The organism is Lachnoclostridium sp. An118 (assembly GCF_002160985.1).
In the GTDB taxonomy this organism is placed as follows: domain Bacteria; phylum Bacillota; class Clostridia; order Lachnospirales; family Lachnospiraceae; genus Claveliimonas; species Claveliimonas stercoravium.
On the sequence record NZ_NFLQ01000009.1, the window covers coordinates 1 to 14,635 of the forward strand.

Annotated in this window: 16 protein-coding genes; 1 reads left to right on the forward strand and 15 read right to left on the reverse strand. The window is 46.7% G+C overall.

Going from position 1 to position 14,635, the window contains the following annotated elements; all coding sequences use genetic code 11:
* Positions 1–151: 151 nt before the first annotated feature.
* Positions 152–1,177 (reverse strand): hypothetical protein, encoded by a 1,026-nt coding sequence (locus B5E62_RS09135; protein ID WP_087174293.1) that lies wholly within the window; start codon positions 1,175–1,177, stop codon positions 152–154.
* A 302-nt stretch (positions 1,178–1,479) separates the two neighbouring features.
* Between B5E62_RS09135 and B5E62_RS09140 the strand changes: the two genes are divergently transcribed.
* Complete coding sequence (locus B5E62_RS09140) at positions 1,480–2,289, forward strand: FadR/GntR family transcriptional regulator (RefSeq protein WP_087174294.1); 810 nt, start codon at positions 1,480–1,482, stop codon at positions 2,287–2,289.
* Between the two features lie 560 nt (positions 2,290–2,849).
* On the opposite strand, the gene B5E62_RS09145 is transcribed toward B5E62_RS09140, so the two are convergent.
* The 14 genes from B5E62_RS09145 to B5E62_RS09210 all read right to left on the reverse strand — a co-directional run bounded on the left by B5E62_RS09145 (position 2,850) and on the right by B5E62_RS09210 (position 14,629).
* Positions 2,850–3,437 (reverse strand): hypothetical protein, encoded by a 588-nt coding sequence (locus B5E62_RS09145; RefSeq protein ID WP_087174295.1) that lies wholly within the window; start codon positions 3,435–3,437, stop codon positions 2,850–2,852.
* An 11-nt stretch (positions 3,438–3,448) separates the two neighbouring features.
* The gene (locus B5E62_RS09150; protein ID WP_087174296.1) at positions 3,449–3,748 is read right to left on the reverse strand and encodes a hypothetical protein; all 300 of its coding nucleotides are present in this window, start codon (positions 3,746–3,748) and stop codon (positions 3,449–3,451) included.
* Positions 3,749–3,772: 24 nt separating this feature from the next.
* Positions 3,773–4,759 carry a DUF6017 domain-containing protein gene (locus B5E62_RS09155; protein WP_087174297.1) on the reverse strand — a complete coding sequence of 329 codons (987 nt, stop codon included), beginning with the start codon at positions 4,757–4,759 and terminating at the stop codon, positions 3,773–3,775.
* A gap of 84 nt (positions 4,760–4,843) precedes the next feature.
* Positions 4,844–5,764, reverse strand: a complete 921-nt coding sequence (locus B5E62_RS09160; protein ID WP_087174298.1) for a ParB/RepB/Spo0J family partition protein — start codon at positions 5,762–5,764, stop codon at positions 4,844–4,846.
* Positions 5,754–6,539 (reverse strand): ParA family protein, encoded by a 786-nt coding sequence (locus tag B5E62_RS09165; protein WP_087174299.1) that lies wholly within the window; start codon positions 6,537–6,539, stop codon positions 5,754–5,756. The genes B5E62_RS09160 and B5E62_RS09165 overlap by 11 nt, the downstream gene beginning before the upstream one ends.
* Positions 6,518–6,775: a DUF6462 family protein gene (locus tag B5E62_RS09170; protein ID WP_087174300.1), complete on the reverse strand. Its 258-nt coding sequence runs from the start codon at positions 6,773–6,775 to the stop codon at positions 6,518–6,520. The genes B5E62_RS09165 and B5E62_RS09170 overlap by 22 nt, the downstream gene beginning before the upstream one ends.
* Position 6,776: 1 nt before the next feature.
* Positions 6,777–7,043 carry a DUF6462 family protein gene (locus B5E62_RS09175; protein ID WP_087174301.1) on the reverse strand — a complete coding sequence of 89 codons (267 nt, stop codon included), beginning with the start codon at positions 7,041–7,043 and terminating at the stop codon, positions 6,777–6,779.
* Positions 7,044–7,282: 239 nt separating this feature from the next.
* Complete coding sequence (gene lysS, locus B5E62_RS09180) at positions 7,283–9,202, reverse strand: lysine--tRNA ligase (protein ID WP_087174382.1); 1,920 nt, start codon at positions 9,200–9,202, stop codon at positions 7,283–7,285.
* Positions 9,203–9,267: 65 nt separating this feature from the next.
* Positions 9,268–9,750 carry a transcription elongation factor GreA gene (gene greA / locus B5E62_RS09185; protein ID WP_087174302.1) on the reverse strand — a complete coding sequence of 161 codons (483 nt, stop codon included), beginning with the start codon at positions 9,748–9,750 and terminating at the stop codon, positions 9,268–9,270.
* Positions 9,751–10,011: 261 nt separating this feature from the next.
* Positions 10,012–11,028: an ABC transporter substrate-binding protein gene (locus B5E62_RS09190; protein ID WP_087174303.1), complete on the reverse strand. Its 1,017-nt coding sequence runs from the start codon at positions 11,026–11,028 to the stop codon at positions 10,012–10,014.
* A 444-nt stretch (positions 11,029–11,472) separates the two neighbouring features.
* Positions 11,473–12,447, reverse strand: a complete 975-nt coding sequence (gene dusB / locus B5E62_RS09195; protein WP_087174304.1) for a tRNA dihydrouridine synthase DusB — start codon at positions 12,445–12,447, stop codon at positions 11,473–11,475.
* Between the two features lie 18 nt (positions 12,448–12,465).
* Entirely contained in the window at positions 12,466–13,269 is an 804-nt protein-coding gene (locus B5E62_RS09200) for a type III pantothenate kinase (RefSeq protein WP_087174305.1), read from the reverse strand.
* A gap of 48 nt (positions 13,270–13,317) precedes the next feature.
* The gene (locus tag B5E62_RS09205; RefSeq protein WP_087174383.1) at positions 13,318–13,653 is read right to left on the reverse strand and encodes a DUF6145 family protein; all 336 of its coding nucleotides are present in this window, start codon (positions 13,651–13,653) and stop codon (positions 13,318–13,320) included.
* Entirely contained in the window at positions 13,646–14,629 is a 984-nt protein-coding gene (locus B5E62_RS09210; protein ID WP_087174306.1) for a biotin--[acetyl-CoA-carboxylase] ligase, read from the reverse strand. The genes B5E62_RS09205 and B5E62_RS09210 overlap by 8 nt, the downstream gene beginning before the upstream one ends.
* Between the last annotated feature and the right edge of the window lie 6 nt (positions 14,630–14,635).

Genomic DNA, 14,635 nt, shown 5'->3' on the forward strand with positions numbered 1-14,635 from the left:
CTATAAACAGATAAGTAATTCGACAGCCAAAAAGCAGAAGTTCCGACAAGACAATTATACATATCTGTTTCTTATCAAAGAAGAATTTTTCCCATAGACACAGAAAATTTTATGCCCTCGATTAACTCACTCCTACTCGGTTGCTTTAATATTATTTATTCGGCGCTGAAAAATCAAAAAATACTAACCGGTTTTCATTGGAAGAGCAATTTGTTACACGTATCCCTAATGAATTTGCTCCAGTTATATCAATAGAAACTTCAATCGGTTCTGCGGAAGCTTCTATCTCGTATGTATAGTCAGGATAGTCACCTATTGCTTGCCCCACAAAAATATCCACAACCATAGAGCCATCGCTTCCTGTTTCACCACCAATTTTAAAATTCAGAGTTCCAATCTCATTTAATTCAGATATGTTAAAGACCACATCTTGTATATTACCACCCCACATATTATAACTAACTGCTGTATTAATTGAAAAGCAATTGTGTTGTTCTTCAGCAAAGACACTAATGCTTTTGCTCCCCAAGTAATTTGCATAGGTTCCACTATCACTGGCTACGGATTGTGACAATATTTCCATAATTGTTTCCCCATCGAACACTTTTACATAATCTGGATCTTCAAATCCACAACGTATACAAATGCCTTCATCAAACTGATGTCCAAGCGCTTCTGTTTGATTTTCTTCATATGTGTCTCCACATACACTGCATTCATATTTTGTATAGCCTTGTTCCGTACATGTTGGATCTACGACTGTTTCTTTATAATCATGTCCCAGAGGCTCAACTGCTATATGCTCTCTACTCAACTCTTTACCACATTCGCAATATTCAACCAAATCATAACTTCCCGCTGTAGTGCAAGTTTCATCAATAATGTTTTCTTTTTTCTCCGTACTAGCAGTATGAATATGTTCTACTTCACCTCCTTGAGATTTACCTTGTTTGTTATCAGAAGAAAAATAAGCCTTGCCTTCGGTAACAAGCTCTGTAACAATATCTGCGCCTTCCTGAAGGAATATTCCTAATACTCCTTCGAGCATCACTACCGCAATCATAATCCACGCTTTCTTTTTGTTTTTTTCCTGTTTACTAAAGAAAAAAATTAATGCTCGGCCTATTAGCACAACAGCAGTTACAATTAAGACAATTCTAACAATTGGTATCAGCATAGTTTCACCCCATTCTTAATGCAAGTGAAGTATTTTTCAAATGAAAAACCTCTTCACTTTAGACTTAATTGAACGTAACAGAATATACATATACTGTGTAGAAATTATATATACTCCCATCCCTCCCTTTCTTTTACATTTCTACACGTAAGTTATATTATTGCTATTTTAATACTTGTCGTACTAATATTCAAGTTAATTTTTAATATTAGTCCTACATATTTTTTTGTAATATTATTATTGTGTTCTACAAATTTGTATGATATAATTTGAAAAACGGGTTTTTTTAAGAGGTGATACATATGAAAGATAAGGCTGAAACCCCTTGCGAAAAAGTAATAAACTATATATTTGAACTGATTGAAACACAAGAAGTAAAAATCGGCGGACGATTGCCATCAGAGATTCAGCTTACTAAATCACTAAATGTTAGCCGTACTTCTGTCCGTGAAGCATTGCAAACTTTAAAAGGTATTGGTTTACTTGAAAGTTCTCGTGGTTCTGGCTATACTGTCAAGTGTAACATTCGAGAAGGTTTATCTAATGTTTTTCGTGCAATTATGGCGGTAAAAGAAGTTAAGCATACAGATATTAGTGAAATTAGAGAAGCACTAGAAACAAAAGCAGCAGAACTTGCAATAAAAAGGGGTATCAAATCAGAAGATATCTCAGAATTAAATTCTTTTGTTATGAAGATGGAAATGGCCGCTCAAGAGAATCCCGTTAATGCTATAGAGTATGATGTCAAATTTCACAGAAAAATAGCAGAAATGTCCCATAATGAATTTTTAACAAATGTTATTTATTCACTTTCGAGTTTTTCCACAAATTATATCTTAATTTCATGGGAAAGTGTTACTAAAAATGAAATGAGGGAACTACTCATTACACATAAGAAAATTATTTTTTCACTGGAAAAAGGGGATTCTGAGCAAGCCATAAAGGAAATCATTAATCATTATCGTATTGCAGACCAAATTATTAATTCAAAAGATAGTTTTGAAAACTCTTCAAAAAGTATAATGGACAAGCTTTTGTCTGATGGTTTTTCTGCAGAGCAAATTTATACCCAATTATATGATTCCTTATCACGTCAAAAACGATCCATATAACTTTATAAAAGTGGTAATTGAGTAACGCTGTATTATTCAATGCCACTTTTTTATGTTCTATTTCATTTTTAATTTATGCATCTACGCATTTCGATAAACCATCTATAGTTTTTTCATCCCTCTTTATACATGCTTATCTATCTTGAGCATAGTTTTTTGCGGTGAAACTGAATATTTCTCCACATAATTTAGGAAATATTTTGAAATTTTTTTGTTATCAGAATGTACTATTTCCTGATACTTTCGCCTATCTGTCAAAAAATATGTACAATATCATCTTTTCCATTAACCTTGGTTATCAAGCTACTTATAACAACCGGATCTGCATTTCCCATATATTCAAAATCCTCTGAAATATTCTTACTATTTAAGCCAACTCAGATATTTACCGTCACCATCTACTTATAAAACAGTACACTTATGTCGCACATCGTTAATGCTATATTATAACCTTATTTTACGCTAATAATATCCGCCTAGCAATACGAACTATAGAAGAGACAAATTTTGCTTGTGTAAAAGGCTCCGGATTCATTGCAAATCAGGAGCCTTTTTATCATCTAAGAATTAAGAACACGTATAGCATCGTGGAATCCCTGAATATATGTCACTTTCCCATGTATTCTGATTTTATTATCCAGTTTTTCCAATAGTTCCTGCACAATATCAGAATCTCCATCATAAGACAATACCGTTTTTAATTTTTTTGTACTTTCTATAATATCATGTTCTGCTTTCTGATATTCTTTATCTTTCATCAAGGTCTCTTGTAAATAGGTTGCTTCCTGCATCTCATAAAATTTACTTATAAGATTTTCATCCTCATTTCCCATCGTCATATTGCATCTTTTCAAATCTTTCTCGCGCCTGAGATTAGTCACCACATCAAGGACGAGAAGCACGCCTAACTGCAATCCGATTTCTGTATACACACTTGCTGTCTCACTGGTGATCTCATTAGATAAATCGAGCAATTCTGATGTGGGATTGGAGTCATATTTTCTTACAGCTTCCTCAAATTTATTATACAACTCATCCAATCTCTCCTCGTAATCCCTCGTATCCTTGTCTGGTCCCAGACCAAACAACAGATAATCTACAACGCTTCGAATTGTTGCTTTCTCGAATATTTTATGTATGTATGGCATAGTATCTCCTTTCACCAAGACAAAAGCCTGTCTGCTACACGCCCTCTCAGCATATCCACAGCCACTTCGATAAAGCAGCCAAAGAACAAAATCAGAAATGCCGCTATCTCAATGCATAAGAGCACTGCCACCTGTATCCAGTCCTGATAACATACTATCGTTCCGATTATCAGGAGAATGAGCAGAAAGCTGAAAATCCCTTTGACAAAACCGTATAAGTTTACCGTCAGCTTAATACAGAGACTGAGCAGCACAAGTATAATCCAAACAGGCAGTAATATCAGTTTCTCTATCAGTCTTATAATAATCATTGTTTTGATTTCTCCTTTCTCTTGTCAGGCGAACTGCGGCATATCGTGATTTACCTCTGCCTGGTAGTAACCATCAATCGTAGCAGGTGCATTGAATAAGGCCGCAAGCATATATTTCTTTATGTTTTTTACCTTTGACGTATTTTTCTTCAGACACTCAATCACATACTCAATATGTGAATATTCCAGCTTTAAAAATTTACTCCTCACCAATTCTGCCGGATACCAGTTGCTTGCGATCAGGATTTCTTCATTCTGGCACAATACTGTCTCCAATATCAGCTCATAGATACCCTGGATCAGATCTTTATCAAGGGAATGACTGATAATCAAACCGTCATAGTCAATATTCTCCTTAATCTGATTTTCATATGCCTGCATAACCGCCAGACGATCATCTGATCGCACATCCGCAGATCTGATTTGATCTGATTCAGTTTTATTCTCTTTATTATAACTCAAATTATTATAATTAGAGTTTGATTTGCAAACTTCTTGAAGTTTATTTTCAGGAATTCTTGAAGTTTGATTTAGGGACTTCTTGAAGTTTATTTTACAAACTTCTGTGTCATCCCCTTTTTCATCAGTAGTTTGTATTGTAAACTTCTGTGATTCACTCTGATGGGTGGTAACATCTCTGTCAGGGATCACAAATGATTTGACATAGATAATATTTGTTTTTCCAAATCCCTGCCGTTTCTTTTCGATCAGTCCGATCCCTTTTTCCTGATCCAGCTCTTGTAAGGACTTAACAGCTTTATTTCTTCCACAGTTAAGCAACTCCATAATATCCTCAATGGAAAAATAGATATACGCCCGGTTCTGTTCATCAAACCACTGATTTTTAATAGACAATGACATTCTGTCCAGCATCAATCCATAAAGGATTTTGGCATCACTGGAAAGGTTCCGAAAATATTCATCCTGAAATAACGCCTTCGGTATTCGATAAAAACTGTACTGATCGGCCTGCGTGCCGTAAAAATAATCAAATGATACTTTTTGTTCCATACACATCCTCCTCTCATCTGTATTCTGTGAAGTTTGATTTTGGCACTTCTGGCCTTTATCATCACAATTCTTTCATCAGCATTCTTACTCTGTCTGCAATTCTTTCTTCCATTCTTCCAACAGAGAAACAATTATCTCTTCCATCTGCTCCTGCGTATAATCCGGAGGAAAATAATTTTTCAGTTTTTTCTCCGGCAGTGTGACCTTACGTGCCTTCCTTTTTGGAGCAATGCAATTATTAAATATGGAGATCATATAATTGTGACCTATATTTTCATCTTCCAGCCGCTTCCTTAAGACAGCGATCTGATTTGGTTTTATAAATCCATTGTCTTTGATATATTCATAAATCCATTTCTGCATTTCCTTATCGATATAAGAAATATCTACAGCTACCGTAAACTGCAGTTTCTTATTATCGACCATATCAAGCAATTCAGGGATAAGCTCGGTAAGACGAATGTAACGCTGTATCTGTTTTGAACTTTCACCAACCTGTTCGGCCAAAATATCTCTTGACACTGCTCCGGATAAATTCTGGTCATTTTGACCAGAATTATTTTTAGAGGGTCTGCCGGCCTGCCTTTTCATTGCATTTAATTTCATCTTATAAGCAAAGGCTTTCTCGCTCGGAAAAAGCTCTTCTCTTTGAATATTGGCATCAACCATAGCGATTACAGCTTCATCATCTGTCATATCCCTTACAATCGCCGGAACTGTAGAAAGTCCTGCTTTACGTGCCGCATACATTCTCCGATGACCGGATATCATTTCATAGTGATTTTCTCCCGCCGGTCGGAGCAATACAGGTGTAATAACTCCGCTCTCCTTTACACTATTGATCAACTCTTCCATCTTGTCATCAGCTATTACCTTAAAGGGATGGCCTTTAAATGGGCTGATCGTTTTTATCTCAATTTCCATTGCAGACTCTTCATTTACAACACCAAGCAATTCATCAATGCTTGTCAGCTTTATCTTTTCTCCGCTCCTGCTATTTTTCATATTCCAGCACCTCCTGTGTCAGATTTCGATAAGCTTCGGCAACCTTGCTTTTCGGGCAATGGGAATAGATACTGACTCCCTCCGCACTTGTCTCTGCCGCTTTCACCGACATAGGGATTGAAGTTTCAAATATTGCAATCCGTGAGCCATAGGTTTCACGCAGTTTCGCCATGATATCTTTCGCATAATTGGTCCGGTAATCCACCATAGTAAGAAGGATCCCCTGAATCTCAAGTCTCCGGTTCAGTCTCTTTTTGACCATCAGGATTGTCTTAATCAGCTGCTGGAGTCCTTTTACCGGCAGATATGCTGCCTGTACAGGGATAAGAACAGAATCCGCAGCAACTAAAGCATTGATTGTCATCATCCCAAGACTCGGCATGCAATCAATTAAAATGTAGTCGTATCTTTCTCTCATCATATCGATATAATCCTTCAGGATCAGCTCCCTGCTCATTACATTGCCCATAACAACTTCTAATGCTGAAAGTTCAATATTCCCGGGCATAATATCGATATCTTCCTCATGGTGGAGAATACCCCCGGATGGATTGACTTCTTCCTCATTGATCACTGCTGATAATATATTTGCCAGCGTAACCGGAATCTCATCAGGTTCCACATATCCGAGACTGGCTGTGAGACTTCCCTGGGGATCTGTATCAACAAGCAGCACCCTTTTCCCTTCTCTTACAAGTCCAATTCCTAAATTTACCGCTGTTGTTGTTTTGGCGACTCCGCCTTTCTGATTTGCTACCGCAATAACTCTTCCCATTCTTCAGTCCCCCTTTTCACATGGTTTCTCAAATATTCTTCAAAAATGCTCCGCCGTATCAATACCTTTTTCCCAATCTTATAAACAGATCCCGATATATGAGACAGCCTGACAATTGGTTTATAGCCCAATCCGTAGTAGTCCATAGCCTGCTGATAACTGACAAATTCCCTCTGCAGGAACTCCAGATCCTCATCATCGATCAGATGTGAAAACATCCATACTTTTCCATGCATATTAGTCCTCCTCCCTTGGAGAGGAATTTTCTTTTTTCTCACGAAATCTTTCAAGATATTCATCAAAGATTTCACGGTTAATCAATACGATTCCATCCATTCTGTAAATTGCTCCTGCCTGATTAGCTAGCTCCATTAATTTCTTATGAGACAGGCTGTATACAATCTCTGCCTGCTGATATCGAAGGAATTTTCTTCTAAGCCTCCGGGCCGCCTCCATAACTTCACTGCGTTTCTGCTCATTATAGTACATATCTTCTGTTCTCATAAAACAGTCTCCCTTCTTAAATGCGGCCACTACTGCTGTTTATACGCGAGGAATAAAAAAAGAGCACTCTTTGAAAGTTTCTCTTTCAAAAAGTGCCCAAATCATCGGTTTTCCGATATGATTCAAGAATGACAACTCTTCACCACGCTTCATGATAATTCGTGATTCCCTTTGAATTTGTTGTCAAAATGTTGTCAAAATGAATTTTTGCTGTCAAATCTGAAGGTCATTTCTTATCCTTAGTAGAGCTTCGCTCCTGCCGGAATACTGTCATTCAGCATCAGCAGATTCAGTCCTTCGTGTCCGTCGTACTCGTACACCGCACTGATCAGCATACCTTCGGAATCGATACCCATCATCTTCCTCGGCGGCAGATTTATAATCGCCACACAGGTCTTTCCAACCAGCTCTTCCGGCTCGTAATACTCGTGAATTCCGCTTAAAATCGTGCGTTTCCGGTCTGTTCCATCGTTCAGTGTGAACTTCAGGAGCTTCTTACTCTTCGGAACTGCCTCGCATGCCTCCACCTTTACAACCCGGAAATCGGACTTGCTGAAGGTGTCAAAATCAACGGCATCCTCAAACAGCGGCTCGACTTTCACCTTGGAAAGATCGATCTTCACAGCCGGTTCGGACTCCTCTTTCTTGTCCGTTTTCTTACCTTCGGCTCCGCCGATGCTCTTCATTGTCGGGAACAGGAGCACGTCGCGGATAGCTGCGGAGTCTGTCAGGAGCATGCACATCCTGTCGATACCGAAGCCGATACCGCCTGTGGGCGGCATACCGATCTCCAGGGCATTCAGGAAGTCCTCGTCTGTTGTGTTGGCCTCCTCGTCGCCCTGTGCCAGCAGCTCCTCCTGGGCTTTGAACCGCTCTCTCTGGTCGATGGGGTCGTTCAGCTCGGAGTAGGCGTTGGCCATCTCCCAGCCGTTCATGAAGAACTCAAAGCGCTCCACATAGTCCGGGTTGTCCGGCTTTTTCTTTGTGAGCGGTGATATCTCAATGGGGTGGTCTGTGACAAAGGTCGGCTGTATCAGGTGCTCCTCCGCGAATTCCTCGAAGAAGAGGCTCAGGATATCGCCCTTCTTATGGCGCTCCTCATACTCCACGTGGTGCTCGTCCGCCAGCCTCCTGGCGTCCTCTGTGGTCTTCACCTCGTTCCAGTCAACGCCTGCGTATTTCTTTACGGCGTCTATCATGGTGATCCGCTCAAAGGGCTTTCCGAGATCCATCTCCACCCCGTTGTAGGTGATGGTGGTGGTTCCCAGCACCTCCTGTGCCACATGGCGGTACAGGTTCTCAGTGAGGTCCATCATGCCGTTGTAGTCTGTGTATGCCTGGTACAGCTCCATCAGAGTGAACTCTGGGTTGTGCCTTGTGTCCAGTCCCTCGTTCCTGAATACGCGGCCAATCTCGTAGACCTTCTCCAGCCCGCCCACGATCAGCCTCTTCAGGTAGAGCTCCAGGGAAATGCGGAGCTTGAAATCCTCTCCCAGAGCGTTAAAATGCGTCTCAAACGGCCTTGCGGCAGCTCCTCCCGCATTGCTCACCAGCATGGGGGTCTCCACTTCCAGGAAGCCCTGGCCGTCCAGGTATCTGCGGATGGCGCTGATGATGTGTGACCTCTTGATAAAGGTGTCACGCACCTCCGTGTTCATGATAAGGTCCACATACCTCTGACGGTAGCGTGTGTCCGTATTGGTCAGGCCGTGGAATTTCTCCGGCAGGATCTGCAGGCTCTTGGACAGGAGCTTCACCGCAGAGGCATGGATGGAAATCTCGCCGGTCTTTGTCTTGAAGACCTCTCCCTCAATACCCACGATATCGCCTATATCCAGCTTCTTGAACTCCTTGTATGCCTCCTCGCCGATGCCGTCTCTCGCCACATAGGACTGAATATTGCCGCTCTGGTCCAGAACATTGCAGAAGGAAGCCTTGCCCATCACGCGCTTCTGCATGACACGGCCGGCCACGGACACGTGTTTACCCTCCATCTCCTCATAATGGTCTTTGATGTCAGCCGCATGGCATGTCACATCATATTTTGTGATCTTAAACGGGTCCTTCCCGTTGGTCTGAAGCTCCGCCAGCTTTTCGCGGCGCACCTTCCTCAGCTGGTTCACATCCTGTTCCTGTACATTGTTCTGCTGCCTGGTCACTGTATTCACTCCTTCTTTCTTCTTAAATCTTTGTATCTGCCGGCTCTTGGCCCGGCCCGCCGGACCTAGATAGAGCGCTCTATCTTGAGCACCTTGTATACCAGTTCTCCTGCCTGTGTCTCCACAGTCACTTCATCGCCCTCCTCGTGGCCCAGCAGAGCCTGGCCCACCGGGGACTCGTTGGAAATCTTGCCCTGGAGGCTGTTTGCCTCAGTGGAGCCCACGATCTTGAATTCCATCTCCTCCTCGAACTCCTCGTCATAGACAGTCACTGTGCAGCCGATGCTGATCTTGTCCAGGTTCACCTCGTCCTCCACAACGACCTCAGCATTCTTCAGGATCTTCTCAAGCTCCTCAATGCGGGCCTCGATATCCCTCTGCTCGTCCTTTGCCGCATCGTACTCGGCGTTCTCTGACAGGTCGCCCTGCTCTCTTGCCTCTTTGATCTTACCGGCGACCTCTTTTCTCTTCACTACCTTCAGATTTTCGAGCTCGTCCTCCAGCTTTCTCAGACCTTCATAAGTCAGAATCGTCTTTTTTTCTTCCATTTCCATCCTCTCCTCTTCGTGCTTGTATTCTGTCTATTTTACAGAAGTTTCCTTCTGTTTAAGTCCACTTTCACAATTTCAATATTATACATAACGTCTTTTTCAATGTCAATACATTTTTCCCCTTAACCGTATACTTAATATATACATAAGAAACGCAAAAAAGAACAGGAACACCACCTGTTTGTGATGCCCTGTTCCCGTCCGTTTTATGCAGGCAGATCCTGCTCTCTGTCCCTTTTTGGCATGCCGGGGAGCGGCCTACTCCTGGGCCGCTGCCATGCACTCCTCGGAGAGCTCCTGGTGCTGCTCCAGCAGCTCCGCTGTCAGAGGCTCGGAGAATGCCTTGGGGTATGTGGACTTGTTCTCAGAGTTTGTCTCCTCGCCCTCGTACAGCGCGTTCGGATAGGTAGCCTGCAGCTCTTCCCTTCCGTTCTTGATGATGCACTCTGCCATCTCCATGGCCTTATCGTTCGTCTCATCGCCTTTATCGATCACTGCCACGGACTCTGTCAGGGAGAAGTTGCCCTCTGTGGGGTCCACATAGTCGATGGGAAGACCTTCCGCCTTTTCGGCCACTGCCTGGTGTCTTAAGCCAAAGCCGACAGCCACCTCACCGGCGCGCACCTTCTTGATGGGGCCTGAGCCGGAGTCCTCGATGTGGGGGCCTGCGTTCTCGTAGATGCCTGTCAGCACCTCCTTTGCTCCGTCCTCGCCGTACTCACTGACCAGAGCCTGGATCAGAAGCCATGCGGTGGAGGAGCTCTTGATGTCTGTCACGGAAATCTGGTCCTTGTAGACCGGGTCCGCCAGGTCCTTCAGGCAGGTGGGCATCGGAAGTCCCTCCGCCTCAAGCACCTCTGTATTTACGATGATGGCTCCCTCCTGGGATGTGATGGGGCGGTAAAATGCCGGGGTCTCCTCCAGCGTGGGGGCGTCAAAGGTCAGGTCCAGGAACATGCTGTTCTGCTCCTGGGCGCTGTCCAGGTAGAAGGAGCTCATGGTCACCATGTCTGCTTCGATGTTGGTTCCCTCTGCCAGGAGCTTTCCTCCCAGCTCGGAGGTCCCGAATGTCTGGAACATGTACTGTCCCTCATAGCCGTTGCCGTCCAGCGCGTTCTTCATGGCCTCCACTGCCTCGTCGTCCGCGTTGGAGTAAATAATGACCTGCTCTCCGTCCGCGGCCTCGCTGGTGCCTCCGGAGCATGCGGTGAGCGCTCCCATTGATAATGCCATTACGCCTGTCATGCAGGCTACTGCCAGTCTTTTTGCTTTCATGATATAGATATACCTCTCTTTTCTCGTCTTTCCTGTCTTGGTCTTGACTTGTTCTGACTTGTTTTTGTCTTGCTTGGTTTTCGTTGTTCCTCCCGGGTTCGTAACTGATTATAGGTGTCCGGTTTTCCCTTCTTCAATCAAGCTCCCGTGAATATTGCGTGAAGGAACTGTAAAACAAAAAGAGAAACCCCGTAGATTTTCTACAGGATCTCTCCGCTTCACAGACAGGAAAAATCTTCATGTCTCTGTATATATTTTTATTCCAGGGTAGATTTTCTACCCATCAGAGCCCCGGATTGTTTATTATCTGACTTTTCAGCTCTGGCAGGCCGTTTTTTGGCATTGTTTCCATAACGCAGTTGTACTTAAAAAAATACAATGTGCAGAGCTTTGCTTTACCTGCACTTTACCCGGTCCTGGCCTGTCTTTTACACTGGTCAGCTTTTACACCAGTCTTTCATGCAGGAGAGCCTCCAACTCCCCGTAGGTCTCCACCTGGTTGATCTCCTCCCGGAGCCGGGCCGAGCCCCGCAGCCCTCTCGTGTACCAGGAGACATGGCTCCTCATCTCCCGGATGCCCGTGTACTCGCCCTTGTACTCCACCTGGAGGCGGGCGTGGCGCAACATCATCTCCCGAATCTCCCCGATCACGGGGCGGGGCGGTATCTGCCCTGTCTCGTCGTAACATTTCAGCTCCCGGAAGATCCACGGATTGCCTCTGGCTCCCCGTCCGATCATGACGCCGTCGCAGCCGGTCTCCTCCATCATCCGCAGGGCGTCCTGCACGCATGTCACGTCCCCGTTGCCGATGACCGGGATGCTCACCGCCTCCTTTACCTGGCGGATGATATCCCAGTCCGCCTTCCCGGAGTAGTACTGCTCTCTCGTGCGCCCGTGGACAGCCACCGCCGCTGCCCCCGCGTCCTCGATGATCCTGGCGATCTCCACCGCGTTGACACAGGTGTCGTCAAAGCCCTTCCGTATCTTGACTGTCACCGGCTTGCGGATGGCCTTTACCGTCCGGGACACGATCTCATGGACCAGGCGGGGCTGCTTCATGAGGGCGGAGCCCTCCCCGTTCTTCACCACCTTGGGCACCGGGCAGCCCATATTGATGTCCAGGAGCTGAAAGGGCAGCTCCTCTATGGCCTTGGCCTGCTCGCTGATGACCTCCGGCTCGGAGCCGAAGAGCTGCAGGGACACCGGGTACTCCTCCGGGTGGATGGAGAGGAGGGCCTTTGTATTCCTGTTCCTGTACTGGAGCGCCTTGGCGCTGACCATCTCCATGCACAGGAGTCCTGCCCCCTGCTCCTTGCACAGCAGACGAAATGGCAGGTCTGTCACGCCTGCCATCGGTGCCAGCACATAGGGGTGCTCTATTGTGAGGTCTCCTATCTTCAGCTGTCTTCTCTCTCCCATGTCCTGTGTATCCTTTCTCTATGCATCCTTTTTCCCGTCGGGCCTTCTGCTGCGGAAGCGGTTCCTCTCGTAGACCAGCCGCAGCCCCTCCAGCGTCAGGATGGGGTCATAGATGTCAATGCTCTCCGTGGCCGCAGCCAGGATGTTGCCCAGTCCTCCTGTGGCCACTACCTTTGCGTCCGTGTAGCCGGACTCCTTTTTCATCTGGCTGATGATGTACTCTGTCTGGCCGATGTAGCCGTAGACAAGTCCGGCCTGCATGCTGGACACGGTCTCCCTGGCCAGGATGGTCTCCGGCTTGCGTATCTCGATCTCCGGCAGCATGGCCGCATCCCCCCAGAGGGCCCTGGCGGAGGTGCGGATACCGGGGGCTGTGACGCCCACGGCAAAGGTGCCGTCCGGCTCTACCAGGTCATAGGTGGTGGCGGTCCCAAAGTCCACCACGATGACCGGCCCGCCGTAGAGATAGTAGGCCGCCACCGCGTCCACGATGCGGTCCGCACCGGTCTGCCTCGGGTTTTCCGTGGCCACCCTTATCCCTGTCTTGATCCCTGCTGACACGATGATGGGCTTCCGGTCAAAGTACTTGATGATGCAGCTCCCCAGGGAGTGCATGATGTCCGGCACAACGGAGGCAACGATGATATCGTCCACCTGGTCCGGGTCCTCCCCCTGGTTGCGTATCAGCTCCCGGATGGCGATCCCGTACTCGTCCGATGTGCGGGGCAGCTTTGTGGTCATGCGGAATTTGGCCACCAGCTCCTCCCCCCGGAACAGGCCCATTGTAAAGTTTGTATTTCCCACGTCGATCGCAAGAAGCATTTTTTGTCTCCCTCCTTGTGCCCCTGGCGGGGCTGTTCTCATATCCGCCTACAGTTCCAGGTCTTCCCCCATAAAGAATACTCTGTAGTAGAGCTGCAGGGACTGGAGCAGCTCCGCCTTCTCCTGCTGGAGCTGCTTTATTTTCAGCCTGCTGCCGATCTCATCAAACATGGCATCCCCCTCCGCGGAGGTGACCTCAAAACACAGGTCCCCATTCTCCTCGTAGACAAGGGTCAGGATGCCTCCCACGTCATTTACGTAGAGGACGCACATGATCTTCAGCTCGTCCTTCACGTGGTCCGGAAGCTGCTCAAAATCCGGGTTCAGGTAATATTTTTCCTCATATGAATTGGCTCCGCAGAGCACGATCTTTCCATTATACATATCCATACATTCCTCTCACAGAGACCTCCCCCGCAAAGACGGCCTCCCGGCTGCCGTCCTCCCTCTGCACGAGGAGCTCTCCTCTGTCATTGATGCCGGAAGAAAGAGCGGTGTACTCATGTCCCGGCTCCAGGACCCGCACCTGCCGCCCCACATTCACCAGCAGCTCATTGTAGGCCTCCCGCATCCCGGACAGGTCATTCGTCTCCAAAAAGCGGCTGTAATCCTCCTCGAACCGCTCCATCACCGCGGCTATGAGGGGTGCCCGGGGAAAGCTCCTGCCCGCCTCCAGCATGAGGGAGGTGGCCCTGTCCGCGATATCCTCCGGAAACGCGGGCTGGTTCACGTTGATGCCCACGCCGATGACAATGTAGTTGATATAGTCCATCTCCGCGCTCATCTCCGTCAGGATGCCGCAGAGCTTTTTCCCGCCCGCCACAATATCGTTGGGCCACTTGATGCGGGCGTCGATGCCTGTCCTCTCCCGGATGGCCTCCGCCACGCTCAAGGCCATCACAAGGGTCAGCATAGGAGCGTCCGAGGGCCGGATGTCCGGCCGGAGGAGCAGCGACATGTAGATGTCCCTGCCCGGCGGGGAGTTCCAGCTGCGTCCCCGGCGTCCCTTCCCGGCCATCTGCCGGTCCGCCGCCACCAGAGTCCCGGCGGGAGCCCCCTCCTCCCCCAGCCGCTTGGCCTGGGTGTTGGTGGAATCCGTCTCGCGAAAATAAGAGACATTCCGCCCTGCCCACCTGGTGGAGACCCTGCTCTCGATCTCCGCCTGCGACAGTATGTCCGGGCTCTCGCTCAACCGATATCCCCTGTTGCGGACTGCCTCTATCTGATAGCCTTCTTCCTTCAGCTGTTCTATTACTTTCCAGACAGCAGTCCTGGAAACCTGGAATTTCTCACAGAGCTGCTGTCCGGACACATATCCATCGCTCTCCCGGAGCATGGATAAGATCTCAGTCTTCTTCATATCTCA

What these genes read in the sequence shown, in the direction of transcription:
- B5E62_RS09145 (WP_087174295.1), bottom strand. Translation starts at nt 3,437, where the DNA reads ATGCCATACATACATAAAATATTCGAGAAAGCAACAATTCGAAGCGTT.
- B5E62_RS09165 (WP_087174299.1), bottom strand. Translation starts at nt 6,539, where the DNA reads ATGGGAAGAGTTATTGCGGTAGCAAATCAGAAAGGCGGAGTCGCCAAA.
- B5E62_RS09175 (WP_087174301.1), bottom strand. Translation starts at nt 7,043, where the DNA reads ATGAGAACAGAAGATATGTACTATAATGAGCAGAAACGCAGTGAAGTT.
- B5E62_RS09205 (WP_087174383.1), bottom strand. Translation starts at nt 13,653, where the DNA reads ATGTATAATGGAAAGATCGTGCTCTGCGGAGCCAATTCATATGAGGAA.
- dusB (WP_087174304.1), bottom strand. Translation starts at nt 12,447, where the DNA reads ATGGGAGAGAGAAGACAGCTGAAGATAGGAGACCTCACAATAGAGCAC.
- B5E62_RS09200 (WP_087174305.1), bottom strand. Translation starts at nt 13,269, where the DNA reads ATGCTTCTTGCGATCGACGTGGGAAATACAAACTTTACAATGGGCCTG.
- B5E62_RS09140 (WP_087174294.1), top strand. Translation starts at nt 1,480, where the DNA reads ATGAAAGATAAGGCTGAAACCCCTTGCGAAAAAGTAATAAACTATATA.
- B5E62_RS09150 (WP_087174296.1), bottom strand. Translation starts at nt 3,748, where the DNA reads ATGATTATTATAAGACTGATAGAGAAACTGATATTACTGCCTGTTTGG.
- greA (WP_087174302.1), bottom strand. Translation starts at nt 9,750, where the DNA reads ATGGAAGAAAAAAAGACGATTCTGACTTATGAAGGTCTGAGAAAGCTG.
- B5E62_RS09170 (WP_087174300.1), bottom strand. Translation starts at nt 6,775, where the DNA reads ATGCATGGAAAAGTATGGATGTTTTCACATCTGATCGATGATGAGGAT.
- B5E62_RS09160 (WP_087174298.1), bottom strand. Translation starts at nt 5,764, where the DNA reads ATGAAAAATAGCAGGAGCGGAGAAAAGATAAAGCTGACAAGCATTGAT.
- B5E62_RS09135 (WP_087174293.1), bottom strand. Translation starts at nt 1,177, where the DNA reads ATGCTGATACCAATTGTTAGAATTGTCTTAATTGTAACTGCTGTTGTG.
- B5E62_RS09210 (WP_087174306.1), bottom strand. Translation starts at nt 14,629, where the DNA reads ATGAAGAAGACTGAGATCTTATCCATGCTCCGGGAGAGCGATGGATAT.
- B5E62_RS09190 (WP_087174303.1), bottom strand. Translation starts at nt 11,028, where the DNA reads ATGAAAGCAAAAAGACTGGCAGTAGCCTGCATGACAGGCGTAATGGCA.
- B5E62_RS09155 (WP_087174297.1), bottom strand. Translation starts at nt 4,759, where the DNA reads ATGGAACAAAAAGTATCATTTGATTATTTTTACGGCACGCAGGCCGAT.